Source organism: Aurantimicrobium sp. INA4 (genome assembly GCF_027924525.1).
Classification (GTDB): Bacteria; Actinomycetota; Actinomycetes; order Actinomycetales; family Microbacteriaceae; genus Aurantimicrobium.
Map to the genome: position 1 here is coordinate 435620 of NZ_AP027040.1, position 25336 is coordinate 460955.

The following is a 25336-nucleotide window of genomic DNA, read 5'->3' on the forward strand; positions in this document are numbered from 1 at the left end:
CTTCAGTATGCTCCTGCTGGAGAGCTGGCGGATAGTGGATTCTGCCACTGAGCGGTCCTAGACTAAAACGTCACTTTCTCACTAAGGAACACCATGTTTTTACTTGAATTGAACTGGATTGCCATTCTTGTAGCATTCGTTGCCGCATTTATTGCTGGAGCAATCTGGTTTGGACCAAAGACGTTCTTCCCTGCGTGGTGGCGTGCCATGGGTAAAGATCCAAACAACATGGAAGTCACCGGCAACATGGCGGTCACCTTCAGTGCCACCGCCATAGCCGCATTCATCGAGGCAGTGACTGTTGCATCCGTGATTTATTTTGTGGCACAGTCAAACCCCAACTTTGGTGTTCTCGAGGGTGGTCTCGTCGGCCTTCTCCTTGGTCTAGGTTTAGCAGCAGCCTCGTCTCTGTCCCACCGTTTGTTCGCCGGTCAAGGCTTCAAGGTGTGGATTCTTGAGGTCGGCAGCGATGTCGTAAATCTCACAATTATGGGTCTCATTATTGGAGCCTGGCGATAATCTAGAAACACCCAAGGAACAGGAGTCATCATGGGTTTCACCGCATTTATGTCATCGACCTTCGGACGCTGGGCTCGCATCGTCGTCGGCCTAGTTCTTGCTATCGCTGCACTGACCTGGGGCCCAATTGGCGCTCTCTTCTTTCTCGTCGGCCTCATGCTGATTTCAGCCGGAGCATCCGATACCTGTTATTTTGCGCCATTGTTTGGCCGTGGCTTCAACGGCAACGACAATCGCCGCTAACTCGTTTCCCAAGAATGCCTCCGAAGGATTTTCGGAGGCATTCTTCTTTCTCTCGAAAATCAGTACTCTGTTTTCATGACCGAAAAAGTTCAGGGACCCGCCTCCTATTTCCCCTCGATTGAGAAGAAGTATGGTCAACCGATCGATCACTGGATGAGTCAGCTTGATGCAGTAAAAGATAAAAAGCACATGGAGCAGGTCGATTACCTCAAGACCGAGCACGGCATGGGTCATGGCCATGCCAATGCTGTTGTTGCTGTGTATCGCGCCAACAATGGTTTGTCATGACAGCCGCTGAGGTTGACGCCTATATTCAGGCTCAACCTGAACCCCAACGCAGCACTTTGGAGCACCTACGCTCCCAGATTCTCGCTGTGATTCCTGACGCAGAACAGTGCATTTCCTATGCCATGCCAGGATTCCGAGTCAATGGCAAGGTTGTTGCCGGGTTTGCTTCTTACAACAAGCACATTGGGTACTACCCCCACTCGGGGCAGGTTTTCCGGGTGATGATGGATGATCTGGCCGGCTATGAGGTCTCTGAAAAGGGTGGGGGAGTGAAGTTTCCAATCGATCACGCAGTTCCTGATGCACTGATTGAAAAACTTATTGCCGTGCGAATGGCTCAAGCTTTCCAAGCTGAATAACAGTCGGCAGGAATACACTCGCACTATGACTGCTGAACAGCCCTATACGCTCGTTAAGCACTACGACGGGTTCGATGTGCGTCACTATCCGGACTACGTCCTCGTCCAAGTAGACGTCGTCGGCGATTTCATGCGTGCTGGGAATGTGGCCTTTGGCCCACTGGTGAGCTACATCTCAGGAAACAACATGGCGAACAAGAAGTTCGCCATGACTGCGCCTGTCATTCAAGAAACTACTGCCCAAGAAACACATACGGTTTCCTTCGTTCTTCCCGAAGGTGTCGATATTTCTGAGGTTCCTGTGCCTGCCAATGCACGCGTGCGCACGACACACGTTCATGCTCACGATGCAGCAGTGATGAAATTTGGGGGCGGCTGGAATGCAACCCGTTTTCAGAACAATGGGGAACTCCTGCTTGAGCGTGTGAAAAATGCAGGCCTCATTCCAGAGGGCAACGTCTACTTTGCGCGCTTTGACCCACCCTGGAAACCTGGTTTCCTCAAGCGCAACGAGGTCTTGGTTGCCTTAGCGCCACGCGGCTAAGCCTAAGCGGCAGGATCTATTGCACCAGCCCGCTCACTGCTGAAACCGCGCTGACAAATGCTTTGGCTGCCATATTCAGCTCTTCTGCTGCGGTGTTATGGCTGAAGCTAAAGCGGATAGATGTTCTCGCAATATCCGGATCAATCCCGCACGCCACCAGAACGTGAGAGGGCTCATCGCTTCCGGCAGCACATGCTGATCCACTCGAAACAATGACGCCGCGCTGTTCTAACTCCAACAACAACGTCTCACCGTTGAGCCCAGCGCAGGTGAAGCTCGCAATACCAGGATGGCGCTGGGTGGGATTACCCGTCAGGGCTGCCTGGGGGATACTTCCAAGCACTTGCGAAATGAAGTCATCACGTAATGTGCTCACTCGAGCGGCTTCTGCTGAGTGTTCAGGAAGCTGGTGCAGTGCTGTCGAGAGTGCTACCGCCCATGCAACGTTTTCTGTCCCAGAGCGGCGACCGAATTCTTGGCCGCCTCCGTGGAGCAGAGGCTCCACGGCCAAACGTCCACGAATATAGGTCAGGCCAGAACCCTTGGGGGCGCCAAGCTTGTGACCGGAGATTGTCAGCGCATCCATTCCACGAACAACAGTTCCAGATGCACCCACACGCAGATCACACCAGCCAGCCGCTTGAACTGCGTCCGTGTGCACAAGTGCGCCAACCTCATGGGCCGCGTCAATAATCTCGGCCAGAGGATGCAGGGTGCCAATCTCGTTATTGGCCAGCATGAGGGTGACCAGGGTGGTGTCTGGTCGTAGCGCAGCGGTGAGCTCGGCGAGATCGATACTTCCTTGGCCATCAACCTCAAGCCACGTGATTTCGAAACCGTGAACCCGTTCCAAAAAACGCAGTGTCTCGAGTACCGCCTCATGTTCCGTTAGGGCAGAGATGATGTGTTTGCCTCGGGGATAGGCCAGGGCAAGACCGTTGATGGCGAGGTTGTCTCCCTCGGTTCCCCCAGAGGTGAAAATAATGTCTGAGGCGGGAACATCCAACCACGCACCGCAGATAGCGCGCGCGTTCTCAAGTGCCTGCTTGGCGCGCAACCCAAGTTCATGGGTGCTTGAGGAGTTACCAAAATCTGAAGTCAAATAAGGCCAAGCCGCCTCCAGCGCGGCAGGAACCACCGGGGTGGTTGCGGCATTATCTAGGTAAATCATGGGAGCTCTAGTTCTCGGGAGTATCGATGGTGACGTCAAGCCCGAGGTCGAGTGCGCGGGCGGAGTGGGTCAATGCTCCAACGGAAATGACATCCACACCGGTTTCGGCGATGGCGCGAACGGTGTCGAGGTTCACCCCGCCGCTTGCTTCAACCACCGCACGACCGGCGACCTGGGCGACGCCGGTCTTCAAATCTTCGAGGGAGAAGTTATCGAGCATGATGATGTCGACACCGCCGGCAATGACGGGTTCAATCTGGTCAAGGCGATCGACTTCAACCTCAAACTTCACGCCTTCGGGAAGTTCTTTCTTCACGCGCTGTAGTTCGGTGGTGAGATCCTTGCCTCCAGCAAGAAGCACCGCGAGGTGGTTGTCTTTGGCCATGAAAGCAGTGGAGAGGTTGAGGCGGTGGTTTGTTCCGCCACCGCACACCACAGCGTGGCGTTCAAATGCTCGCAAGGTTGGAGTCGTTTTACGCGTATCCAAGATGGTTGCTTGAGTTCCCTTGACGGCATCAACATAGGCGGCTGTCAACGTGGCAATACCGCTCATGCGCTGGGTGAAGTTCAACCCAATACGTTCTGCGGTCAAGATTCCTCGTGCCGGACCAGACACCCGGGCCAGAACATCCCCGGGTATAAACCGATCGCCATCATGTTTGATGAGTTCGACGTTAATGCGGGGGTCTGTCAGCTCAAATGCTGCCTGAAAAACCTCAGCACCAGAGAAGGTTCCTGCCTCGCGCGCTGAGAGCACTGCTGAGGCGGTGGCGTCTTCGGTGATGGCCAGCAGTGATGTGATGTCTCCGGTCGGTGCATCTTCTAATAAGGCAGCTTTCACGACGGTGTCGATGGTCTGTTTGTCCAACATGGTTAAGCCTTTCGAACCAGCGTGATCGGGCGAGCTTGTGCAGGGTTGGTGTCGGGGAAATCAAGGCGGTAGTGGCCGCCGCGAGATTCTTCGCGAGAAAGCGCAGCTTCGGTCACCGTGCGAGCAAGCAGAAGCAGGTTGGCATCCTCCCAGTCAGGAAAGAGGCGGTGTGCGGGATCTGCCGGACGCCAAGAATGTAGTTGATCCAGTGCGCTTGTGAGATCTTTCCCTGTACGTGCCAGGCCAACGCTGTCCCACATCAATGTCTGTAACTCCACACGGTCTACAACCTGTGCGGTTGAGGTGTGATTGGGCTCGAGAAGTTCGAGTTCTGCCAGCGGTTCTGTTGAAGCCCAACGCACACTCGGTGCATCGGTAGGCCACGCTTCACCCAGGGCAGAAACTGCTCGGTGTGCGAAGACGATGCTCTCCAATAGAGAGTTTGAAGCCAACCGGTTGGCACCGTGTGCTCCGGTGCAGGCAACCTCACCCACGGCAAAGAGCCCTGGGATAGATGTGCGCCCAAAGGTATCGGTAGCGATACCGCCCATCCAGTAGTGCGCAGCTGGTGTTACCGGGATTGGGTCGCGGCCCCAGTTCAAACCATAGGAACGGCATGCCCTGGTAATGCTGGGGAAACGTTCCGCAAGGAACTCGCTTCCCAACGCTGTTGCATCCAGTAATACAGGCTGCCCACCCTGTTCAATCATGGTTTGTTGAATGCCGCGAGCAACAACATCACGCGGTGCCAACTCTGCCAGGGGGTGAATCTTCTGCATAAAGCGCTCACCCTGCGCATCAATGAGGACAGCGCCTTCACCACGCACTGCTTCGGAAATGAGGAAGGAACCAGGCACTGCCAGCGCTGTGGGGTGGAATTGGTAGAACTCCACATCAGCCAACACAGCTCCGGCACGAAATGCTGCAGCGACGCCATCTCCGGTGGTCACGGTCGGGTTGGTGGTGTGGCGGTAGAGCTGACCGGCACCGCCACTGGCCAAGATGACAGCATCTGCAGCAATAAAGTGCATGCCGTCAGCATCGAGGACCTGGACGCCGTTGACGCTGCCGTTATCGACAACTATTTCGGCCACAAAAGTGTATTCACGAATTTCTGTAGCACTCTTGCGCGCCGTTTCAACCAAAGCATCACTGGTCACTGCACCAGTAGCATCGCCACCTGCGTGCAAGATACGCGGATGCGAGTGGGCTGCTTCTAAGCCCATTGCAAAGTCAGTTCCGCTACGGTCAAACTCCACACCAAAGTTCACAAGGTCGTTGATACGTACTGGTCCTTCGGAACACAGGACTTCGACCGCTGGCTCCCAACACATACCCGCACCAGCAAACATGGTGTCTGCCATGTGTTCTGCCACGGTGTCTTCAGTTGACACCACCGCAGCGATACCACCTTGGGCATAGTGCGTGTTGCTTTCGGCGAGGTTGGCCTTCGTCACGAGGACAACCTCGTGCTGTCGGCTCGCCTGAGCAGCAGCGATCAGTCCTGCGACGCCACTGCCGATAACAACTACTTTGGCCATGGATTAGTTGGCTGGCTTAGCAGCCAACATCCTCTCCAAGGCAACACGCGCTGGCTCAGCAACACTTTCATCGACCGAGATCTGATTAACCACTTCTCCAGCGACAAGGCGCTCCAGCACCCAGGCGAGATAGCCGGGGTGGATGCGATACATCGTGGAGCAAGGGCACACGACAGGGTCGAGGCAGAAAATGGTGTGCTCAGGGTGCTGCGCCGCAAGGCGCTGCACCATATTGATCTCGGTGCCGATTGCAAAGGTGGTCGGTTCTGTGGCCGCTTCGACGGTCTTACGGATGTAATCGGTGGAACCGTATTCATCCGAGGCGTCGACGACAGCCATCGGGCTTTCGGGGTGAACAATCACCCTGACACCGGGGTGTTCGGCACGGGCCTTCTCAATCTGCTCGACCGTGAAGCGTTTGTGCACGGAGCAGAAACCATTCCACAGGATCACTTTGGCGTCGCGGAGTTCTTGTTCTGTGTTGCCACCGAGAGGCTTGCGACCCCACCACAATGGCATCTGCTCAACAGGGATTCCCATCGCCTTGGCAGTGTTGCGTCCTAAATGTTGGTCGGGGAAGAACAGTACGCGCTGTCCTCGTTCGAATGCCCACTCCAACACTGTTGCGGCATTTGAGGAGGTGCAGACAATGCCGCCGCGTTCACCACAGAAACCCTTGAGCGCCGCAGATGAGTTCATGTAGGTCACGGGAATAACTGGAACCCGGCCATTCTCATCAGGTTCTGTCCCATAGAGTTCCTCGAGCTGTTCCCAGCACTGAGTTACAGAGTCGATATCTGCCATATCGGCCATCGAACAACCTGCTGCCAGGTTGGGCAGGATCACCTTCTGGTTATCTCCGGAGAGAATGTCTGCGGTTTCCGCCATGAAGTGCACCCCACAGAACACAATGGCCTCTGCCTCGGGGCGCCCCTTAGCGGCAACAGCGAGCTGGAACGAGTCGCCGAGGTAGTCGGCGTGCTGCACGATTTCATCGCGCTGATAGAAGTGGCCAAGAACAACAACTTTGTCACCAAGGATTTCTTTGGCAGCGCGGATGCGCGCATGGAGTTCCTCGTTACTTGCGCTCTTGTATTCCTCGGGAAGTCCACCTTGAACGGGGGAGCCGGTTGGGATGACATCACCCATGGATGCTCCAGGACCGTATCCAGGCGCACCTTTATCAAACTCCCAGGGGCCCTTCGCCAATGACGGAGAGCACGTAGTGTCCTCACTCTTGCCTGCGGCAATGAGTTGAATGCGGTCGTTGACCGAGGCGGTCGGGGTCATGAGTGTTCTCCTCGGGTGAATGCCAGAGTGCGGGATGCCTCGAGCTGTGAGAGTGGACCGTTGTCCGATAAATCAATGGAGGTGTTGTAGCGATAGAGCTGGGGAGGGCGGTGTGGCGTACCGGCGAGGCGCTCGCCGGTGGGCACCACAGTTCCACTGGCTTCGACCATGCGGCGGAAGTTGCCAGGATCTACAGGCTTGCGCAGAACCACTTCGTAGACTTCACGTAGCTGAGCAAGGGTGAAGGTTTCACCTAAGAAGCCGTGGGCAATGCGTGAGTATTCCAGCTTGGTGCGCAACCGCCACAGGGCGTATTCGACAATGAGGTTATGGTCAAAAGCTAGTTCGGGCAGGTCGTCGGCAGTGAACCACTGGACATTCTCGCTCTGTATTGCGCGATCTGCTTCGTCGCCGGCCACGAGTGCCCAGTAAACAATGGAGACAACGCGGTCATCGGGGGAGCGGTCAAGCTGGCCGAAGGCGTAGAGCTGTTCTAGATAGCGCGGCTCCAGTGCTGTCGTTTCCAACAGGGTGCGTGAGGCTGCCTGAGACAAGTCTTCATCCAAGTTCAATGGTCCGCCAGGCAGAGCCCATTGACCTTGGTAGGGCTCCCGAATACGCCGTACCAATGGAAGAACCAGCTCCGGTGTTCCCGAGCTGTGTGGACGCAACGCAAAGATCACCGTGGAGACGGCGAGGGAAACCTGGCTTTGCTCGGTTGACATAGCTCCAACTTTGTAAGAGTCAGGATGACTCTAAGTAAATCCATCTTAGTGTCATTCTGACTCAAACGCGATGCCTTGTTTTCTACCTTCAACCCTGACTTGAGGCATCTTTGCTTTATCGGAAGTTTTCGCTCGTCTCGGTGGGAGCAAATAGGAAATACCGCCGTAGACTTGGCATAACAACTGAATATCGAGGTCAATCGATCATTGCGGGAGAGTTCACCCTCGAGGTGAACACCGAAGGAGCAATCCTCCCCGACAATCTCTCAGGTACGCGTACCGCAGTGAACGGGCCACTCTGAAAAGAAGATGGTGGAACAACCATCTCGCCCACGGTGAAAACTGCCCTAGGTAGTGAAGCTCTCAGGCACAAATGACAGAGGGGGAGTTCCCTACGAAGGTTTCTAACCGATCGGAGAACTCAATGTCTGATACACCTCGATACTCAACTCTGCACGCAGTGCATGAGTCACTCGGCGCAAGCTTCACTGACTTTGCAGGCTTCATGATGCCTGTTCGTTATGACAGTGACCTCGCCGAGCACCACTCCGTGCGCACTGCTGCAGGTATCTTCGATATCTCCCACATGGCAGAAATCTCCATAACGGGCCCTGATGCAGGTGCGTTCTTGGACTACGCACTCGCCGGGAAGCTCTCAGCTTTGAACATCGGTCAGGCTAAGTACTCACTTCTTCTCAACGAAGCAGGAGGCATCATTGATGACCTCGTGATCTATCGTTTGGGTGAGACGCACTGGTTGGTTGTAGCCAACGCAGGTAACCGTTTCCCCGCCGTAGAAGCACTCAACCACCGCACTGCAGGTTTTGACGTCAACGTCAAAGACGAAAGTGACGCAACCGCACTGATTGCAGTGCAGGGACCCAACTCACTCGACATTCTCTTGCACACGGTTGGTCTCGAGCTTTCTGCTGAAGCGCAAGATCGCCCAGAAAACACCTTGGAGACACTCAAGTACTACTGGTCTTTGCCCGCAGTGTTCTTGGGTAACCCTGTCCTGATCGGACGTACCGGATACACCGGCGAAGATGGTTTCGAACTTTATGTCGACGTTCAGCACGCCGCCGCATTGTGGAATGCTCTCATGGTTGCCGGCGAAGGGCGTGGACTTGTTCCTACCGGTCTTGCGTGCCGCGACACTCTCCGTCTGGAAGCAGGTATGCCTCTCTACGGCCACGAGCTCAACCTCACCACCGCTCCAGTTCAAGCAGGCCTGGGAAAGGTCGTTGCCCTCTCCAAAGAAGGCGACTTTGTTGGCCGTGCCGCAGCAGAAAAGGGTGTCGCCGCTGACGCACCCGTGCTGGTGGGTCTGGTTGGTGAAGGCAAGCGTGCTGCGCGAGCAGACTACGAGGTCTATTCCGGTGAAAACAAGGTCGGCGTGATTACCTCAGGTGCTCTTTCACCCACCCTGGAATACCCCATTGCCATGGCTTTTGTTGACCCCTCTGTCTCCGAGATTGGCACCGTCATCGATGTGGATATCCGAGGCACTCGTCTTCCCTATACCGTTACCGCTTTACCGTTTTACAGCAGAAAGAAGAACTAATCATGGCTAACCCCTCACACCTCAAATACACCGAAGAGCACGAGTGGCTCGACATTAACGGTGACAGTGCCACCGTTGGCATCACCGCGTATGCGGCTGAGAAGCTCGGCGATGTTGTTTATGTTGAACTTCCCAAGGTTGGTTCCTCCATCAACGCCGGAACTGTAGTTGGAGAGATCGAGTCCACCAAGAGTGTTGGCGAACTTTACGCTCCTGCATCAGGAACAGTCGTCGAGGTTAACGACGCTGTCGTTGCAAGCCCAGAATTGGTCAACGAAGACCCATTCGGTGCTGGTTGGTTGATCAAGATCAGTATCACTGACTTACCTGCACTGCTTGAGGCTGACGCTTACACCGCGCTTACCGGCGAATAATTCGTCGCTACCTTTTGGTAGCCCCCGCACCACTCTCAAATAGCCCTGCCCTTTTCACGCAAGGAACATACATGTCGAACGCGTTCGTCAACCGCCACATCGGAACAGATTCTTCTGCTCAAGCACACATGCTTAAGCAGTTGGGATATGACAGCATTGAGCAGCTCATTGAGGCTGCTATCCCTGAGTCCATTCACGTGGACCAGTTCCGTGCTGCGGGTTCTTCACTACTTCCAGAACCTGCCACCGAACGTGAAGCACTGGCTGAACTGCGTGAGTTGGCGTCGAAGAACACCGTTCGTCGCTCACTCATTGGTCAGGGCTATTACGACACCATTACTCCTGCAGTGATTAAGCGCAATGTTCTGGAGAACCCCAGCTGGTACACCGCGTACACCCCGTACCAGCCTGAAATCTCGCAGGGTCGTTTGGAAGCCATCATCAACTTCCAGACCATGGTGACTGACCTCACTGGCCTGTCCACTGCGAACGGTTCCATGCTGGATGAGTCGACTTCTGCTGTAGAGGCCATGCTGCTGGCACGTCGCTCCTCCAAAGTGCAGTCCAATGTGTTTGTTGTTGACTCTGATGTCTTGCCACAAACCAAGAGCCTCATTGCTGGTCGTGTTGGTGCTGTGGATATCGAGGTCGTGGAACTGGATCTCGCCTCCGGCGCACAGCTGCCCGAGGCTTTTGGTGTGCTCATTCAATACCCCGGAGCCTCGGGTCGTATTTGGGACCCCAGTGATGTCATCGCCAAGGCTAAGGAAGCAGGTGCTGTCACCATCGTGGCAGCAGACCTGCTGGCACTAACTCTCATTACATCCCCTGCAGAATTGGGTGCTGACGTTGCTGTGGGTTCCTCACAGCGCTTTGGCGTTCCGCTGGGCTTTGGTGGGCCACACGCCGGTTACCTCGCTGTTCGTGAGGGTCTTGAGCGCAGCATGCCCGGTCGTCTCGTCGGTGTTTCGCTCGATGCCAACGGTGAGCCTGCATACCGTTTGACTCTGCAAGCTCGTGAGCAGCACATCCGTCGCGATAAGGCGACCTCCAACATTTGTACCGCACAGGTTCTGCTTGCTGTGATGGCCGGCATGTATGCCGTGTACCACGGTCCAGAAGGCCTCAAGGAAATCGCTACCCAGGTGCACGAGCGTGCAACCGCTTTGGCAGCGATTCTTCGTGCCGGCGGTGTCCAGGTCGCACACGAGAACTTCTTTGACACTCTCACCGTGTCAGTTCCTGGCAAGGCTCAGGCCATCTTTGATTCTGCCAAGCAGGGTGGTTTCTTGCTCAACCTCGTTGATGCAGACACTCTCTCCATTTCGGTGGATGAAACCACCACCCCAGGTGAGGTGGAAACTGTCGCTGGCTTCTTCGGCGCTGACGCTGCTTACGAAGCAGTTGCCGCTGCTGTTCCCGCCAAGCTAGTTCGTACCTCGAGCTACCTTGAGCACCCTGTGTTCAACACACACCGAAGCGAAACCAGCATGATGCGCTACCTCAAGCGTCTTGCGGACTTCGACTACGCCCTCGATCGCGGCATGATTCCTCTGGGATCGTGCACAATGAAGCTCAACTCGGCTACCGAAATGGAAGCAGTGACCTGGCCCGAGTTTGGCGGATTGCACCCCTTTGCACCTGCTGATGATGTAGCTGGATATGTTGAGATGATTGCTCAGCTGGAGAAGTGGCTCATTGACCTCACCGGGTACAACACCATCTCTCTCCAGCCCAACGCTGGAAGCCAGGGAGAGCTTGCCGGATTGCTTGCTATTCGCGGATACCACCTGGCTAATGGGGACACTCAGCGCACCATCTGTTTGATTCCTTCCAGTGCACACGGAACCAACGCGGCATCTGCAGTTCTTGCAGGCATGAGCGTGGTTGTTGTTGCTTGTGACGAGGTTGGAAACGTTGACCTCGATGATCTGCGGGCAAAGATCGCCGAGCACGGCGACAAGCTAGCCGCGCTCATGATTACCTACCCTTCCACTCACGGTGTCTACGAGCACGCTGTGCTCGACATCACTGCAGCTGTTCACGCAGCTGGTGGCCAGGTTTATGTTGATGGTGCAAACCTCAATGCAATGACCGGGTTTGCTCGCTTTGGTGACTTTGGTGGTGACGTCTCTCACCTGAACCTGCACAAGACCTTCTGTATTCCTCACGGTGGTGGTGGCCCCGGTGTTGGACCAGTTGCAGCCAAGGCGCACCTTGCACCCTATCTGCCCAGCCACTTTGCTATCCAGAACCCACACCACGTGCTCGTTGAAGATGGCAAGGTCACCACGGTTACACACGATGGTGTTCAGATCTCGGCAGCTCCCTATGGTTCACCGAGCATCTTGCCTATCTCCTGGGCATATGTGCGCATGATGGGTGAAGAGGGCATCCGCCAAGCAACAGCGTCTGCTGTGTTGGCTGCAAACTACATCTCTCAGCGTTTGGCGCCGTATTTCCCCACTCTCTACACCGGAGATAACGGTCTTGTCGCTCACGAGTGCATTCTGGATATCCGTCCTCTGACGGCGGAGACTGGTGTGACAGTGGATGACGTAGCCAAGCGTTTGGTGGACTTTGGCTTCCACGCTCCCACGATGAGCTTCCCTGTTGCGGGAACTCTCATGATTGAGCCCACCGAATCTGAGGACCTCGAAGAGATCGAGCGTTTCATCAATGCCATGATCACCATTAAGGCAGAGGCAGATGCTGTTCTTGCAGGCGAGTGGCCAGCTGATGACAACCCTTTGCACAACGCGCCTCACACTGCAGCGTCGATTGCTGGTGAGTGGAACCACCCTTACTCGCGAGAGAAGGCTGCCTACCCCTTTGCTGAGGGTCTGGATGCCGTTACTCGAACGATGCGCGTGCGCAGCAAATACTGGGCACCAGTTCGTCGTGTTGATAACGCTTACGGTGACCGTAACCTCGTGTGTTCATGCCCACCGCCTGAGGCATTCGAAAACTAAGGTTGAGCCCCTCGAAAGAGGGGCTCAATTCATTTTGCGACACGATTAAAAATTAACGATATATCGCTGTAAGCTGAGAATGTTCTACCAATATGGTGACGCCAAGCCTCAAAGTAGGGGTTAGGACTTTGAGGCTTTCCGCCGCCATTAGTACGTCTCACTAATGGAAGGTTCCACCCCAATGAATAATCTGTCCGAACTGTTGACTGATACCCAGTTCAACATTGTTTTCAACATGCTCTCGCTGGGTATTGCCAGCATGTTGTTCACTACGTTCTTCCTGGTATTAGCCAGAGATCGTGTGCTCCCGCGTTATCGTCTCGCAGTCCTCATCTCTGCAACAGTGACAGGCATTGCCGCCTATCACTACTTCAGAATGTTCGACTCGTTCAACCACGCATTCTCATCACTCGATGGTGCAATGAACAATGCAGCTGTCTACAACGTGGGTTACCGCTACGTTGACTGGCTGCTGACCGTTCCGTTGCTTCTGATGGAAATTGTTGCCGTCCTAGCACTGACCAGACAGCTCCAGAGCTCACTGCTCAAGCGCCTGGTGCCTGCGGCAGCACTGATGATTGTTCTTGGATATCCCGGAGACGCCAAGCTTGACATCTGGGGTATTGCTCCATCTGTCTGGGGTCTGCTCTCCACCATCCCCTTCCTCTACATCCTGTATGTGCTCTTCATCGAGCTCAGCAAGAGCCTGGTTCGCCAGTCTGCAGGAGTGCAGAAGAAGATCAAGCAGCTTCGTCTTTTGCTGATCGCAACCTGGGGCGTTTACCCCATCGCCTTCATCTTCGCGATGAACAGCGATGGTTTCGTAGCTGACCAGTTTGTCGCTCGCGAAGTTGGATACACCATCGCCGACATCCTGGCGAAGTGTTTGTTCGGTCTGCTCATCTTCTCGATTGCTCGCATGAAGTCCGCAGAGGACGATGCAGAGTTCGCGAAGACTGAGTTCCGCGACTAAGCACCACATCAGAAAAGGCAGGTCCCCTATCGGGGGCCTGCCTTTTCTCTTATGCTCGAGACATGACAAAGAATGCACTGATTGTGGTTGATGTTCAGCAAGGCTTTGACGACCCCCGCAACGGTCCTAGAAATAACCCACACTGTGAAGACAACGTTCGTGCGTTGTTGAATCAATGGCGTTCTTCGGGCCAACCTGTCGTTCTAGTGCGTCATGACTCCATTAAGCAGGGATCTCCGTTGGCTCCCGGTCAAGCCGGTAATGACCTCAAACCCGGTATTGATGGCCCACATGACCTCTTCGTCACCAAGACGGTCAACTCCGCCTTCTATGGCACCCCAGATTTGGATGCGTGGCTAAAGAAAGAAAACATCAATGCCATAACTGTCTGCGGAATTATGACGAATTTCTGCTGCGAAACTACCGCACGCATGGGCGGAAACCTGGGTTACGACGTGACCTTTGTGTTGGATGCCACGCATACTTTCGACAAGAAGGACATCGACGGCAACATCATCCCTGCTGAGGAGGTCGCACGTATGACAGCAGCAAACCTGCATGGTGAATTTGCTACCGTGAAATCAACCGCGGAGGTGTTGGCAGGCTAAGTGAGAATAGCTTTGTCGATCACGCGCATGATCAAATCAATCCATGCCTCGGTGTTCACCTTCTCAGGTGCGATGTCGTCGACGACTCGACCAACGGTGTAGGCCTGAACAAAAACTGCTGCTGCACGAGCGTCAACTTCGTTAGACATCCAACCCTTGTTTTGAGCTTCAACAAAAACGTCCGTGAAGGCGTCGGTGAGACGTTGTTGCTCTACTCCCAGGGCATCGTGGAATCGAGGGCTGCTGTAGGTCAAACCCGCAGCTCGGGCACGCTCGAGACGGAAACGAAAACGTGATTGGTCTTGGTCAAAATCGTTGACTTTACGCAAAGAAGCAAGAAGCTCATCGCGGGAACTAGCAACGGCAAGAATGGAGGCAAGCTGGTCAATTGTGGCATCCACGTTTTTGCTGAACCGAGAGATGAGGGCAGCCTCGAGTAGATCTTCAAAATCCTCGAAGTGGTGATACAGCGATCCCTTGGAAACACCACTGGTATTCAGTACCTGGTCTGCTGTGATGTGTTCAGGGTCTGAACCATCCAACAGCTCAGCCATCGTCTCGATGAGACGGTCGCGAGTGGGGTGGGAGGTTTTAGCCATAGTTAATTCTAGGCGTAATGTCTCCCTGAATAATTGGACGAAAGGTATTGATTACTGTGCTGCGGCAGGCTCTTTCGCATTGTCAAAAAGCTTGCGTGCCTCGTCACTGATGCCGTAAGAACTCACCACAATTTGGGGGAGAGTTGAGCCGGTTGCTTTTCCGGAAATAACCGAGGTCATCAGCAAGTCATCTTTGGTGTGAAGCTCAATACGAAATTCATTGCCTGTAATCGTGAAGATGTTGTCGCTGAGCTTGAACTCAGCATCCTTCAAGACGTCAGAGGAGAGAAGTTTCTTCAACGACGTTATTGATATCGCCGACTTCTCGCCAAAAACCGGCTCGGAATTGTTGGCAAGGTTAGCTGTCACCACTTGCTTACCCTCAGGCGCAGCGGGGTCATAAATCAGCACGAATTCATTGGAACCTACGGAGAGAGTCTCCGTGCCACCCTCTGCAGTGAATTTCTTGATGGAGTTATCAACTACTGCTGTGGCGGCATCACGGGCGGCATTTCCAGACATGTTCCTGTTGTCTGTGATACTGCAGGCGGACAATACTGCAGTTAGCAGGAGTGAAACCAGCGCAGCACCAATAAATCGCTTAGACATAGGCTCAACCTTATCGACTCTCTGTGTTTGTTCTGCTGTGAACATCCTGAAGAAGTTCATGCAGAACCTAAATCTTTCTGAGAGCTACTGCGCTGCTGCTGGCTCGGTTGCGCTGTCAAAAAGCTTTTGCGTTTCCGCACTGATGCCATAGGTCGTCACAATGACCTGCGGATCTTGTGAACCAGATGCAGTGCTCCAAATGTTGGATTTGTAGACAATATCGTTAGTGACAAAAATTTCTACAAGAAAATCCGTACCTTGAATCGTGAAGACATTCTTTGCAAGTGAAACTTCTGCTTCTTTTACTTTGCTGGATTTCACCAAATCACGTAAAGCGTGCATAGAGACTGCCTCAGGCTTATCAAAAGTTGGAGCACTCTTGTCAGACAGATTGGCGGAAACTACTTGCTTGCCTTCAGGCGCTGTCGGGTCATAAATCACGACATACGTGGTTTGACCAACTGCCAAGGTTTCAGAGCCACCTGCTTTATCAAATTCAGCGACTGATTTATCGACCACGATATTGAGTGCTTCTTGAGCAGCTTGACCGGAAATCGTCCGGTTATCGGTTGCACTACATGCACTCAGACCAACCATGGCGGTGATTGAAATCACCAAAAGCATGACAAAGCGTTTGAACATAGTTTCAAGCCTAGGTGCTGTGGGCCTAGGTTCCTGGCAGGAAGCCGGGAGCTAGCGCCTTCATGGCGGCGTAGCCGGTGAAGGAGACAATATCTAAAATCCAGTGCGCAATAACCAAGGGCATTGTGCGGCCCCAGCGCTGATAGGCCAATCCAAAGACCACACCCATCACGACATTGCCGATAAAGGGCCCAAAGCCTTGATAGAGGTGATAGCTACCGCGAAGAAGTGCGCTAGCGGTGATGATCTGCCACGTGCGCCAACCCAGCTCACGTAGGCGAGTAAACAGGTATCCCACCACGATGAGCTCTTCTACAAGTGCGGCACGCAACGCAGCCAGCACCAGCACAGGGATTGTCCACCAATAGGTATCCAAAGCTGTTGGAACAATCGTGACGGTAATTCCCAGCGCGTGGCCAATCAAGTACAACGCAAGACCGGGAATGCCGATAACTGCAGCAAGGCCGAATCCGCGTAGGAGATCTTTGCCTGGTTCCTTGAAGTTGAAACCTAGTTGGGTGAAAGCACTCTGGCCTGGCTTCGCCAAGAGCCAGAACACGAGCACCACAGGGACCAAGCCAAAAGCAATACCTAAGAGTTGGTAAACCAGATCAAAAATCGGCTGGTCAGATAGCGGCTGGTTAATCACCGTCTTTTGCGCATTGAGCGCTTCAGGAGTGGTGAGCTTTCGTATCAGCGAAACGATGGAGTACACCGCTGAAGAACCCAACGAGAGCGCGAGAACAATGGCTATTTCCAGCCAAGTTCGCGCTCGCTGTTGCTGGGGTGTCCAGTCTTTATTCATTTACGTGCTCAGCTTGTCTTTCTTGCGTCGCAGAGCAATGAACATCAACGCGATTCCGGACCCCAGTAATCCGATTCCAAGGGGCGCTGCGCTCAGAGAAGAGCCCGTAACTGCGAGACCTGCGATGGTAACTGTCACCGATGCTTCAGGAGTGATGGCGTCCAAGAATGGAGTATCTGAGGTAGCGACTGCAAGGTTGGTGAAGGTACCTCCGCGATCAGGTATGGAAATCTGATAGACCAAGGTTGTCACAGAAGCAGTGGCCAGTGTGCCCAATGCACAAGTCAGTGTTTGTCCTGTGCTCGTGCAGCCTGAGGGGAGATTCAGCAGTGTTGTTCCAGATGGAAGGGTATCTGTAATTACGGTGTTCACTGCAGCACTAGGCCCTGCATTGATAACAGTCACTTGATAACCCAAAGGAACTCCTGCCTCAGCCGGAGTAGTGAGTTCTTTGAGGACAACCACATCAGCCACGTTGTTGGCTGTGATGGTCGCTGAAGAACTCTGGCCGTTACTCAAGCTTGCGGTATTGGTCAGTACAGTTCCGTTGCCCACTGTGGAGGCAAGGTTTCCTGAGATAACCACGGTGTAGCTATTGCCTGCATTGATTCCACTAGGGAAGGTACACAGGGGCGTAGCGCCGAGAGTGCACGTTACCGTTGGATCGCCGCCTTGGTTGTTGATGGCTGGGATAACCGTGACGCTCGTCGCAGTGAATCCTTGAACTGCCGGATCACTGAGAGTCACTGGCCCTGAGGTTGCTGAACTTCCCGCATTGTGCACGCTAATGATCCAGCCAGCTTTTCCACCCGCGGTCGTCGCCGTCGGGCTTGACACCTTCTGAATCTTTAGTGCCCCAGTTGTATCGGGCCGGATGGAAAGCGGAGCAATGGCCACGTCGTTGACGGGGTTGGGGTCGAAACTTGCAGAGCTAATACGGGCAGTGTTGAACACTTCAATGGGTGTAGCTGTTGTGGCCGCGTCGACATTGAGAGAAATTGTCTCTGATTGGTTCAACGTCATGGAGTTGATGACGCAGGTCAATACAGTATTTCCACCAGATTGAGCGGTAGAACAGCCGGCGGGCAGTGCCCCAGAGATTGTCAGTGAAGAAGGAACGACATCGGATATGGTCACATTGCTTGCAGTACTGGGGCCCAGGTTCGTAACAACGAAGTACATTGTCACTGTTCCAGCAGACGCAATGGTGCCAGATGTAAATCCTTTTTGAATTTTGACGTCGGCTGCAGCATTAACCGTATTCGCAACCTCATTAGTCGTGAAGTTATCGATTGCGATGCCGTTGTCAGAACTGACCGAAGCGCTGTTGCGAATAGTGGTTTGAGCCGCCGCCGAATTCACGGTTACTTGGAAAGAGACAACCGCTGTTGCTCCCGGTTCTACAACTCCTAAAACCCCACTGGTTCCAGCTGGTCTCAACGTCAGAGTTGAACCTGACAGCGAGCCTGAGGGCGAAGCAGAACCAGCAACATAGGTGGTGTTTGCAGGAATCACATCGGTAATGGTGATGTCCCGGGTTGCTGCACCACCCTCGTTCGTCACCGAGACCACATAGGTGAGTGTTTCGCCAACATCGACCGGACCTTGGGGGTAAACATCTTTTGTTGCAATCACGCAGGCAGGAGTACCAAAGGAAATGTCATCCAGGAAGTTTCCTATGCTCTTATTTCCGCCTGCTGTTGAATCGGCGATGAACGCAAAACGTGTTGTGAACTGCCCTGCGGGAACGGTGTAACTTCCGGTCCAGCGACCCCATGCGGTGTTTCCATCGCTGATGGTTCCTGAGGAATAGTTGGATGCCCCGCCGGCGGGGCCAATTTCGACGTGCATGGTGTCAACGCCTTGGCGTCCGCGGTGAGAAAGGCCCCAAGTGAGGGTTTGGCCAGGGGTGGTGGGGAGATCTTGATAGAGCGCCGCGTTTTGAGTGGCATTGATTTCTGCAAATTGCAGTCCTGACGCAGCGGGAACCCCGTTGAATCCGCTCTTCCAAATCTCAATGAGACGATCTGTGGCAGTAGTTGACCAGCCGGGCACCTGCGCATCATTGAGTTGCTGATAGGTGTTGTTTGTCAGCACGGGAGCTTCAAAACTGGGGTTATCAAGTTCGGTGATTGCCGGAGGGCAGCTACTTGCTGCCTCAGCAGTCTCTGTCTGGGTGACTAACCCCACAATGACCAGTCCACTGGCAATCAGGCACAGAGCTGTCAGGAGGGAAATCACGCGGCGCATTGACTCATTATTTCAGTAACAGAGGCGTCGAAATCAAGAAGTTCAGGCCCTGCGGTATGCTGGAACTGCTCGATTTTCCCGGCATCGCACACTTGTGGTGCCGCTGGTACACGTTATTCGGGCGCTCACTTTTCACAAACGATGACCATGTGAGGTCATCGAGAGGATTTTTCATGGCGCACGCCCTCCGCTCAGACCTGCGCAACGTCGCAATCGTTGCACACGTTGACCACGGTAAGACCACTCTTGTTGACGCAATGCTCAAGCAGACCAACTCGTTCGACGCCCACTTTGCTGGCGAAGACCGCATGATGGACTCCAACGATCTTGAACGCGAAAAGGGCATCACCATCCTTGCGAAGAACACGGCTGTGTCTTACGAAGGAAAGCACGCAACACATGGTCCAATCACCATTAACGTGATTGACACTCCTGGCCACGCTGACTTCGGTGGCGAGGTGGAGCGCGGTTTGTCCATGGTGGACGGCGTTGTGCTTCTGGTTGATGCTTCTGAAGGTCCTCTTCCTCAGACCCGCTTCGTGTTGCGCAAGGCACTGGAAGCAAAGCTTCCCGTGATCTTGTTGGTGAACAAGACTGACCGTCCCGACGCACGTATCGATGAGGTTGTAGGCGAAAGCCAGGACCTGCTTCTTGGTCTTGCATCCGATATGGCTGATGATGTTCCCGATCTAGATCTGGACTCCATCCTGGATGTTCCTGTTGTTTATGCTTCTGGCCGTGCAGGTGCCGCAAGCCACAACAAGCCAGCAGATGGTTCGCTGCCAGATAACGATGACCTCGAGCCTCTTTTCGAAGCAATTCTCAAGCACATTCCTGCTCCCTCTTACGATGACGAAGCACCACTTCAGGCTCACGTCACCAACCTGGACGCTTCGCCCTTCCTGGGCCGTTTGGCTCTGATTCGTGTGTTCAACGGAACCATCAAAAAGGGTCAGACTGTTGCCTGGGTCAAGCACGATGGCACTGTCTCCAATGTTCGCATCACCGAACTTTTGAAGACCAAAGCCCTCGAGCGTTTCCCCGCTGAGAGCGCTGCTCCCGGTGACATTGTTGCTGTGGCAGGTATTGATGAGATCACCATCGGTGAAACTCTTGCTGATCCCGATGATGTTCGTCCACTGCCGGCCATTACAGTCGACGACCCCGCTATTTCGATGACTATCGGAACCAACACCTCTCCTCTGGTCGGTAAGGTCAAGGGTCACAAGCTCACCGCTCGTATGGTGAAGGACCGCCTTGACCGTGAACTCATCGGTAACGTTTCGCTCAAGGTTGTCGACATCGGCCGCCCTGACACCTGGGAAGTCCAGGGCCGTGGTGAACTTGCGCTGGCCATCTTGGTTGAGAACATGCGCCGTGAAGGTTTCGAGCTCACCGTGGGTAAGCCACAGGTAGTGACCAAGAAGGTTGACGGCAAGGTTCACGAACCCTACGAGCACCTCACCATTGATGCACCAGAGGAATACCTTGGTGCGATCACTCAGCTCCTTGCAGCTCGCAAGGGACGTATGGAATCGATGGTTAACCATGGAACCGGTTGGGTTCGTATGGAATTCATCGTTCCTTCACGTGGTCTGATCGGTTTCCGCACCGAATTCCTCACCGCAACCCGTGGTACTGGTATCGCTAACGCTATTTCTCACGGATATGAAGAGTGGGCGGGTCAGATTGTGACCCGTGTCAACGGCTCTATTGTGGCTGACCGCGCCGGTGTGGTCACCCCCTTCGCCATCATTGGCCTGCAGGAGCGTATGAGCTTCTTCGTTCAGCCCACTGAAGAGGTTTATGAAGGCATGGTTATTGGTGAGAACTCTCGTGCTGATGACATGGATGTGAACATCACTAAGGAAAAGAAGCTGACAAACATGCGTTCGTCAACTGCAGACAGTTTCGAGTCCATGACTCCATCACGTCAGCTCTCTCTCGAGGAGTGCCTCGAGTTTGCTCGTGAAGACGAGTGTGTTGAGGTTACACCTGAAACGGTGCGCATTCGTAAGGTTGAGCTCGATGCTCAGTCTCGTGCACGTAACGCGAGCCGCCTCAAGAAGCAGAACGAGTAATCAGTATTTGTTACGACAAGCCCTCGCCTTAATTGGCGGGGGCTTTCGTTTTCATTGAGCGCAGGAAAATCGTCATGGTAATTCCGGCGTAGAGAACCCAGCCGATAACCTGCAGCCAAGACATTTCTGGTGTGAAGCCAATTGTTCCGCGAAGTAATACGGCATACCAGGTGTCTGGGGCAATGACAGCTTCCACGTTGAAGGCCTTGCTGGCGTCACCAGGGAGCAAACCTGCTTCTTGCCACTCATGGATTCCGTAGCTGAGGATTCCAGCTGCAACGATAATGAGGAAAGCTCCTGACCACGTAAAGAACTTCTTGAGATCGAGCCGCACCATTCCCTTGAATATCAGCCAACCCAGTAGAGCTGCTATCCCGAGACCAATGACGGCGCCCAATGTTGGCAGCAGGCGTTCACCTGTTGCGTTGGCTGCCGCCCAAATAAAGACGGCAGTTTCTATTCCTTCACGTCCGACAGCTAAAAATGCGACAAGCATGATTCCCCAGCCGTTGCCGGCAAGGTTCTTATCTATGTCTGATTCCAGATGTGCCTTGATGCTGCGAGCAGTTTTGGCCATCCAGAAAATCATCCAGGTCACGAGGACAACTGCAAGAAAGGACAGTGTCCCAGCGAGGATTTCTTCTGATCTGTCATCCAGTGTTGCAACACCAACACCGAGAAGAATTCCAACTGCTGCTGAGAGGAGCGCAGCTATTCCTACGCCTGCCCACATCTTGGGCAACACATCACGGCGATCAATTTTGATGAGATAAGCGCCGAGGATTCCGATGATCAGTGCCGCTTCGAGGCCTTCACGAAGACCGATGAGCAAGTTAGCGAACATTTTCTGGCACTGGTCTTTCTGGTTGCTGCAAAGGAGTTAGGTTTACCTAACTTAGGTTTACCTTAGTAAGGATTACCTAACTTGGTCAAACTGATTATTCTTGCCGATGGAATAATCATACGGATACGAATGATATTTAGCTAGGTACACTACATAAATGCCCGAACAAAACCCCACCCGCCCCTGGACCACTCGTTTAGTGCTGTGTGTAGGAGCACTCTTCATGGGGCTCCTGGTTGGTTCCATCACTACCGTGGCACATCAAAACGTAGCCACCGTGTTTGGAATCGATATTCCCTGGGGCATGATTCTTTCACTCATCGTGCTCATCGGTTTTCTTGTTGGCCTGAGAATCGTTGTGCAGGACAGGCTTATTCTCCTTTGTGCGGCGCTGGGAATCATCGGCATGGTTTTTCTCTTGAGTTTGCGCAGCCTCGGGGGTTCCGTCCTCGTGCCCAATAATCTGCTGGGCACAATCTGGGCAATAGCACCCACGCTGATTGCCATCGTGGTGGTTGCCTGGCCCAAACTGCCTGAACACCGCCGTGGCGAGAGCATCAGAAGCTAAGAAAAGAACAGTAAAGTTAAGTCAGTCCCACCTGAACTTTCGATAGAGGAGTACCACCTTGACCTACGTCATCGCCTTGCCATGTGTAGATGTCAAAGACCGTGCCTGCATCGATGAGTGCCCCGTAGATTGCATCTACGAAGGTGACCGTATGCTTTACATCCACCCAGATGAGTGCGTGGACTGTGGCGCATGTGAACCAGTGTGCCCCGTCGAAGCCATCTACTACGAAGACGATCTGCCAGAGCAGTGGGCTGACTACTACAAAGCAAACGTAGAATTCTTTCAAGAAATTGGTTCCCCCGGTGGAGCTGCCAAGGTTGGCGTTATCAAGGGTGACCACGCCGTCATTACTGCACTGCCCCCACAGGCCTAAGTTTTATGCTCACTGAGCTTCCTGACTATCCGTGGGACGCCATGGCGCCCTTCGTGGCGAAGGCAAAAGCTCATCCTGGCGGCGCCATTGATCTCTCTATTGGTTCACCGGTAGACCCCACACCAGAAGTCATTCGTGCTGCCCTAGCTCAGGCAACAGATTCACACGCATACCCCACCACGATCGGAACTCCCGCATTACGCGAAGCAATCGTTGAATGGTTTGCTCGCCGCCGTGGTGTGACCGGCCTGGGTGTTGAGAATGTCCTGCCCACCATTGGGTCCAAAGAATTCGTTGCCTGGCTTCCTTTCATGTTGCGTTTAGGTCCTGGTGATGTTGTCGTCCACCCCACAGCCGCCTATCCGACCTACGAGATCGGGGCGCGCATGGCCGAGGCAACCCCGTTCCCCTCTGACGATCCTGCGCAGTGGCCAGAAAACACCAAGCTGGTGTGGCTCAACAGCCCTGGTAATCCCGATGGTCAGGTTCTCGATAAAGAACAGCTCAAGGCTCGCGTTCAGCGAGCTCGTGAACTCGGTGCCTATATCGTCGGTGACGAGTGTTATGCCGAATTGGGCTGGGCTGGACGCTGGGAACATGAACCAATTCCCAGCCTGCTCGATCCAGAAGTAACCGGCGGCAATCTCACCGGAATCCTCACCGCGTATTCCTTGAGCAAGCAATCCAACCTGGCTGGATACCGTGCAGCATTTGTTGCCGGTGATGCCGCGTTGATTGCTCAGCTGACCAACATTCGTAAGCACGCCGGCATGATGCAACCAGGGCCAGTCCAGGTCGCGATGGTTGCTGCACTCAATGATGATGCACACGTTGCTGCTCAGAAAGAACGCTATCGCGCTCGCCGGGAGCTGCTCATTCCTGCTCTGAACTCTGCCGGATACCGCATCGACCATAGCGAAGCGGGACTCTATTTATGGGTGACCGAGGGTGTGGATGCATGGGCATCGATAGAGAAGCTTGCCGGCTTAGGAATTATTGCTGGCCCGGGCGTTTTTTATGGAGATTTCTATCCCAACCATGTTCGTTTGTCTCTGACGGAAACCGACGAGCGTATTGCTGAGGCTGCACGCAGACTTCTGAGTGTTTAGCAACAGTACTTTTTGCCAATAGGCTTGGATAACTTGGGGATTTCATCACCGTGAATGAACTTGAGTACCCACTCACCTAAGACAGTTTCCACAAGGAGTCTTCGTGACTGAAGCCACTAACTCAGTGCCTGCGGGGGAGAACATTTCCCTCACCTATAACGGCAAGACCATTGAGCTACCCGTTTTGCACGGTACCGAAGGCAATCCAGCTATTGACCTCTCGTCACTGACCAAGCAGACCGGCCTCACCGCACTGGACTATGGCTTCGTCAACACAGCTTCCACCAAGTCGAAAATCACCTACATCGATGGTGAGGCTGGAATCCTCCGATACCGCGGGTATCCCATTGACCAGGTGGCCACAAACCTCACATTCTTAGAAACTGCTTACCTGCTCATTCATGGCGAAGTTCCTACCGCAGTCGAGAAAGAAAACTTCGAAGAAAACATTCGTCGTCACACACTCCTGCACGAAGACCTCAAGGATTTCTTCTCCGGATTCCCACGTCGCGCACACCCTATGCCGGTACTCTCCGCAGGTGTTTCAGCACTGTCGACCTACTACGAAGACTCACTCGATCCCAAGAACCCTGAGCAGGTTGAAACGTCGACCTACCGCCTTCTGGCAAAGCTTCCCGTTATGGCTGCCTATGCGCACAAAAAGAGCATCGGTCAGGCTCGTCTCTACCCAGACAACTCGCTGTCTTATGTAGAGAACTTCCTTCGCCTAACCTTCGGCAACAAGGCCGAGCCTTACGTTCAGAACCCTGTTGTCGTCAACGCTCTCGAGCGTTTGCTCATTCTGCATGCAGACCACGAACAGAACGCCTCGACCTCTACTGTCCGCTTGGTCGGTTCTACTGATGCAAACCTCTTTGCATCCGTCTCTGCAGGTATCAACGCTCTCTTTGGTCCACTTCACGGTGGAGCAAATGAGGCTGTGCTGACCATGCTCGGAGAAATCCAAGAATCAGGTGAGTCCGTTTCCAAGTATGTTGAGCGCGTCAAGAACAAAGAAGACGGCGTGCGTCTGATGGGCTTTGGTCACCGCGTGTACAAGAACTACGACCCACGCGCACGCCTGGTCAAGGACACCGCAGACGAAGTTCTTGCAGCCCTTGGTGTCGATGACCCACTTCTAGATATCGCCAAAGAGCTTGAAGGAATCGCGCTCGAGGACGACTACTTCAAGGAGCGCAAGCTCTACCCCAACGTGGACTTCTACACCGGTGTGATCTACAAGGCGATGGGTTTCCCCACACGCATGTTTACAGTTTTGTTTGCTCTGGGCCGTCTGCCCGGTTGGATTGCGCACTGGCGTGAAATGAACCTGGACCCACAGACCAAGATTGGTCGCCCACAGCAGCTCTACATCGGCGACCAGCTTCGTAACCTCTAAACAAGGGGTTAC

The 25336-nt window shown here is 53.9% G+C and carries 26 protein-coding genes and 1 riboswitch; of the genes, 15 read left to right on the forward strand and 11 right to left on the reverse strand.

Annotated features, from left to right (window positions below):
• The first annotated feature begins 93 nt into the window (after nt 1-93).
• The 5 genes from AINA4_RS02195 (at nt 94) to AINA4_RS02215 (ending at nt 1953) form a co-directional block, all read left to right on the forward strand.
• A complete protein-coding gene (locus tag AINA4_RS02195; protein WP_281787321.1) occupies nt 94-519 on the forward strand; it encodes a DUF1761 domain-containing protein in 426 nt (141 codons plus the stop codon).
• Between the two features lie 30 nt (nt 520-549).
• Complete coding sequence (locus tag AINA4_RS02200; RefSeq protein ID WP_280799151.1) at nt 550-762, forward strand: YgaP-like transmembrane domain; 213 nt, start codon at nt 550-552, stop codon at nt 760-762.
• A gap of 75 nt (nt 763-837) precedes the next feature.
• Entirely contained in the window at nt 838-1050 is a 213-nt protein-coding gene (locus AINA4_RS02205; protein ID WP_281787322.1) for a DUF4287 domain-containing protein, read from the forward strand.
• Nucleotides 1047-1409, forward strand: coding sequence for a DUF1801 domain-containing protein (locus AINA4_RS02210; RefSeq protein ID WP_281787323.1), 363 nt, complete (start codon nt 1047-1049; stop codon nt 1407-1409). Before AINA4_RS02205 ends, AINA4_RS02210 begins: the two co-directional genes overlap by 4 nt.
• 25 nt (nt 1410-1434) lie before the next feature.
• The gene (locus AINA4_RS02215) at nt 1435-1953 is read left to right on the forward strand and encodes a heme-binding protein (protein ID WP_281787324.1); all 519 of its coding nucleotides are present in this window, start codon (nt 1435-1437) and stop codon (nt 1951-1953) included.
• A gap of 16 nt (nt 1954-1969) precedes the next feature.
• On the opposite strand, the gene AINA4_RS02220 is transcribed toward AINA4_RS02215, so the two are convergent.
• The 5 genes from AINA4_RS02220 to AINA4_RS02240 are packed head-to-tail and all read right to left on the reverse strand — an operon-like array spanning nt 1970 to nt 7551.
• Complete coding sequence (locus tag AINA4_RS02220) at nt 1970-3124, reverse strand: cysteine desulfurase family protein (protein WP_281787325.1); 1155 nt, start codon at nt 3122-3124, stop codon at nt 1970-1972.
• A gap of 7 nt (nt 3125-3131) precedes the next feature.
• Complete coding sequence (gene nadC / locus AINA4_RS02225) at nt 3132-3995, reverse strand: carboxylating nicotinate-nucleotide diphosphorylase (protein WP_281787326.1); 864 nt, start codon at nt 3993-3995, stop codon at nt 3132-3134.
• Between the two features lie 2 nt (nt 3996-3997).
• A complete protein-coding gene (gene nadB / locus AINA4_RS02230; protein ID WP_281787327.1) occupies nt 3998-5536 on the reverse strand; it encodes an L-aspartate oxidase in 1539 nt (512 codons plus the stop codon).
• 3 nt (nt 5537-5539) lie between these two features.
• On the reverse strand, nt 5540-6826 hold the full coding sequence (gene nadA, locus AINA4_RS02235; protein WP_281787328.1) for a quinolinate synthase NadA: 1287 nt from the start codon (nt 6824-6826) through the stop codon (nt 5540-5542).
• On the reverse strand, nt 6823-7551 hold the full coding sequence (locus tag AINA4_RS02240; protein WP_281787329.1) for an NUDIX domain-containing protein: 729 nt from the start codon (nt 7549-7551) through the stop codon (nt 6823-6825). The genes nadA and AINA4_RS02240 overlap by 4 nt, the downstream gene beginning before the upstream one ends.
• A 200-nt stretch (nt 7552-7751) precedes the next feature.
• Nucleotides 7752-7843: riboswitch (glycine riboswitch) on the forward strand.
• Nucleotides 7844-7975: 132 nt separating this feature from the next.
• Between AINA4_RS02240 and gcvT the strand changes: the two genes are divergently transcribed.
• The 5 genes from gcvT (at nt 7976) to AINA4_RS02265 (ending at nt 14042) form a co-directional block, all read left to right on the forward strand.
• Nucleotides 7976-9115 carry a glycine cleavage system aminomethyltransferase GcvT gene (gene gcvT, locus AINA4_RS02245; RefSeq protein ID WP_281787330.1) on the forward strand — a complete coding sequence of 380 codons (1140 nt, stop codon included), beginning with the start codon at nt 7976-7978 and terminating at the stop codon, nt 9113-9115.
• 2 nt (nt 9116-9117) lie between these two features.
• On the forward strand, nt 9118-9489 hold the full coding sequence (gcvH, locus tag AINA4_RS02250) for a glycine cleavage system protein GcvH (protein ID WP_114128703.1): 372 nt from the start codon (nt 9118-9120) through the stop codon (nt 9487-9489).
• Between the two features lie 71 nt (nt 9490-9560).
• Nucleotides 9561-12461 (forward strand): aminomethyl-transferring glycine dehydrogenase, encoded by a 2901-nt coding sequence (gene gcvP / locus AINA4_RS02255; protein WP_281787331.1) that lies wholly within the window; start codon nt 9561-9563, stop codon nt 12459-12461.
• Nucleotides 12462-12642: 181 nt separating this feature from the next.
• Nucleotides 12643-13434, forward strand: coding sequence for a bacteriorhodopsin-like (locus tag AINA4_RS02260; protein ID WP_096383469.1), 792 nt, complete (start codon nt 12643-12645; stop codon nt 13432-13434).
• A 62-nt stretch (nt 13435-13496) separates the two neighbouring features.
• Nucleotides 13497-14042 carry a cysteine hydrolase family protein gene (locus tag AINA4_RS02265; RefSeq protein ID WP_281787332.1) on the forward strand — a complete coding sequence of 182 codons (546 nt, stop codon included), beginning with the start codon at nt 13497-13499 and terminating at the stop codon, nt 14040-14042.
• Here AINA4_RS02265 and AINA4_RS02270 read toward each other — a convergent pair.
• From AINA4_RS02270 to AINA4_RS02290, 5 genes are all read right to left on the reverse strand, one after another.
• Complete coding sequence (locus AINA4_RS02270; protein WP_281787333.1) at nt 14039-14641, reverse strand: TetR/AcrR family transcriptional regulator; 603 nt, start codon at nt 14639-14641, stop codon at nt 14039-14041. The two genes, AINA4_RS02265 and AINA4_RS02270, sit on opposite strands and share 4 nt — an antisense overlap.
• 51 nt (nt 14642-14692) lie before the next feature.
• Nucleotides 14693-15250: a hypothetical protein gene (locus tag AINA4_RS02275; RefSeq protein ID WP_281787334.1), complete on the reverse strand. Its 558-nt coding sequence runs from the start codon at nt 15248-15250 to the stop codon at nt 14693-14695.
• 84 nt (nt 15251-15334) lie between these two features.
• Entirely contained in the window at nt 15335-15892 is a 558-nt protein-coding gene (locus tag AINA4_RS02280; protein WP_281787335.1) for a hypothetical protein, read from the reverse strand.
• Between the two features lie 25 nt (nt 15893-15917).
• Entirely contained in the window at nt 15918-16697 is a 780-nt protein-coding gene (locus AINA4_RS02285) for a type II CAAX endopeptidase family protein (RefSeq protein ID WP_281787336.1), read from the reverse strand.
• Nucleotides 16698-18947 (reverse strand): hypothetical protein, encoded by a 2250-nt coding sequence (locus AINA4_RS02290; protein ID WP_281787337.1) that lies wholly within the window; start codon nt 18945-18947, stop codon nt 16698-16700.
• 173 nt (nt 18948-19120) lie between these two features.
• Between AINA4_RS02290 and typA the strand changes: the two genes are divergently transcribed.
• Nucleotides 19121-21028 carry a translational GTPase TypA gene (gene typA, locus AINA4_RS02295; protein WP_281787338.1) on the forward strand — a complete coding sequence of 636 codons (1908 nt, stop codon included), beginning with the start codon at nt 19121-19123 and terminating at the stop codon, nt 21026-21028.
• 28 nt (nt 21029-21056) lie between these two features.
• On the opposite strand, the gene efeU is transcribed toward typA, so the two are convergent.
• Complete coding sequence (gene efeU / locus AINA4_RS02300) at nt 21057-21872, reverse strand: iron uptake transporter permease EfeU (RefSeq protein ID WP_281787339.1); 816 nt, start codon at nt 21870-21872, stop codon at nt 21057-21059.
• A gap of 157 nt (nt 21873-22029) precedes the next feature.
• Between efeU and AINA4_RS02305 the strand changes: the two genes are divergently transcribed.
• From AINA4_RS02305 to AINA4_RS02320, 4 genes are all read left to right on the forward strand, one after another.
• Nucleotides 22030-22440, forward strand: coding sequence for a hypothetical protein (locus AINA4_RS02305; RefSeq protein ID WP_281787340.1), 411 nt, complete (start codon nt 22030-22032; stop codon nt 22438-22440).
• A gap of 58 nt (nt 22441-22498) precedes the next feature.
• Complete coding sequence (gene fdxA, locus AINA4_RS02310) at nt 22499-22816, forward strand: ferredoxin (RefSeq protein WP_110233995.1); 318 nt, start codon at nt 22499-22501, stop codon at nt 22814-22816.
• 5 nt (nt 22817-22821) lie between these two features.
• Complete coding sequence (gene dapC / locus AINA4_RS02315; protein ID WP_281787341.1) at nt 22822-23925, forward strand: succinyldiaminopimelate transaminase; 1104 nt, start codon at nt 22822-22824, stop codon at nt 23923-23925.
• A gap of 103 nt (nt 23926-24028) precedes the next feature.
• Complete coding sequence (locus AINA4_RS02320) at nt 24029-25324, forward strand: citrate synthase (RefSeq protein WP_281787342.1); 1296 nt, start codon at nt 24029-24031, stop codon at nt 25322-25324.
• Nucleotides 25325-25336 lie beyond the last annotated feature (12 nt).

What these genes read in the sequence shown, in the direction of transcription:
- dapC (WP_281787341.1), top strand. Translation starts at nt 22,822, where the DNA reads ATGCTCACTGAGCTTCCTGACTATCCGTGGGACGCCATGGCGCCCTTC.
- AINA4_RS02205 (WP_281787322.1), top strand. Translation starts at nt 838, where the DNA reads ATGACCGAAAAAGTTCAGGGACCCGCCTCCTATTTCCCCTCGATTGAG.
- AINA4_RS02305 (WP_281787340.1), top strand. Translation starts at nt 22,030, where the DNA reads ATGCCCGAACAAAACCCCACCCGCCCCTGGACCACTCGTTTAGTGCTG.
- gcvT (WP_281787330.1), top strand. Translation starts at nt 7,976, where the DNA reads ATGTCTGATACACCTCGATACTCAACTCTGCACGCAGTGCATGAGTCA.
- gcvH (WP_114128703.1), top strand. Translation starts at nt 9,118, where the DNA reads ATGGCTAACCCCTCACACCTCAAATACACCGAAGAGCACGAGTGGCTC.
- AINA4_RS02195 (WP_281787321.1), top strand. Translation starts at nt 94, where the DNA reads ATGTTTTTACTTGAATTGAACTGGATTGCCATTCTTGTAGCATTCGTT.
- gcvP (WP_281787331.1), top strand. Translation starts at nt 9,561, where the DNA reads ATGTCGAACGCGTTCGTCAACCGCCACATCGGAACAGATTCTTCTGCT.
- AINA4_RS02275 (WP_281787334.1), bottom strand. Translation starts at nt 15,250, where the DNA reads ATGTCTAAGCGATTTATTGGTGCTGCGCTGGTTTCACTCCTGCTAACT.
- AINA4_RS02210 (WP_281787323.1), top strand. Translation starts at nt 1,047, where the DNA reads ATGACAGCCGCTGAGGTTGACGCCTATATTCAGGCTCAACCTGAACCC.
- AINA4_RS02200 (WP_280799151.1), top strand. Translation starts at nt 550, where the DNA reads ATGGGTTTCACCGCATTTATGTCATCGACCTTCGGACGCTGGGCTCGC.
- typA (WP_281787338.1), top strand. Translation starts at nt 19,121, where the DNA reads ATGGCGCACGCCCTCCGCTCAGACCTGCGCAACGTCGCAATCGTTGCA.
- AINA4_RS02270 (WP_281787333.1), bottom strand. Translation starts at nt 14,641, where the DNA reads ATGGCTAAAACCTCCCACCCCACTCGCGACCGTCTCATCGAGACGATG.
- AINA4_RS02280 (WP_281787335.1), bottom strand. Translation starts at nt 15,892, where the DNA reads ATGTTCAAACGCTTTGTCATGCTTTTGGTGATTTCAATCACCGCCATG.
- AINA4_RS02220 (WP_281787325.1), bottom strand. Translation starts at nt 3,124, where the DNA reads ATGATTTACCTAGATAATGCCGCAACCACCCCGGTGGTTCCTGCCGCG.
- AINA4_RS02215 (WP_281787324.1), top strand. Translation starts at nt 1,435, where the DNA reads ATGACTGCTGAACAGCCCTATACGCTCGTTAAGCACTACGACGGGTTC.
- AINA4_RS02290 (WP_281787337.1), bottom strand. Translation starts at nt 18,947, where the DNA reads ATGCGCCGCGTGATTTCCCTCCTGACAGCTCTGTGCCTGATTGCCAGT.
- AINA4_RS02265 (WP_281787332.1), top strand. Translation starts at nt 13,497, where the DNA reads ATGACAAAGAATGCACTGATTGTGGTTGATGTTCAGCAAGGCTTTGAC.
- AINA4_RS02285 (WP_281787336.1), bottom strand. Translation starts at nt 16,697, where the DNA reads ATGAATAAAGACTGGACACCCCAGCAACAGCGAGCGCGAACTTGGCTG.
- AINA4_RS02240 (WP_281787329.1), bottom strand. Translation starts at nt 7,551, where the DNA reads ATGTCAACCGAGCAAAGCCAGGTTTCCCTCGCCGTCTCCACGGTGATC.
- nadB (WP_281787327.1), bottom strand. Translation starts at nt 5,536, where the DNA reads ATGGCCAAAGTAGTTGTTATCGGCAGTGGCGTCGCAGGACTGATCGCT.
- nadA (WP_281787328.1), bottom strand. Translation starts at nt 6,826, where the DNA reads ATGACCCCGACCGCCTCGGTCAACGACCGCATTCAACTCATTGCCGCA.
- efeU (WP_281787339.1), bottom strand. Translation starts at nt 21,872, where the DNA reads ATGTTCGCTAACTTGCTCATCGGTCTTCGTGAAGGCCTCGAAGCGGCA.
- AINA4_RS02260 (WP_096383469.1), top strand. Translation starts at nt 12,643, where the DNA reads ATGAATAATCTGTCCGAACTGTTGACTGATACCCAGTTCAACATTGTT.
- nadC (WP_281787326.1), bottom strand. Translation starts at nt 3,995, where the DNA reads ATGTTGGACAAACAGACCATCGACACCGTCGTGAAAGCTGCCTTATTA.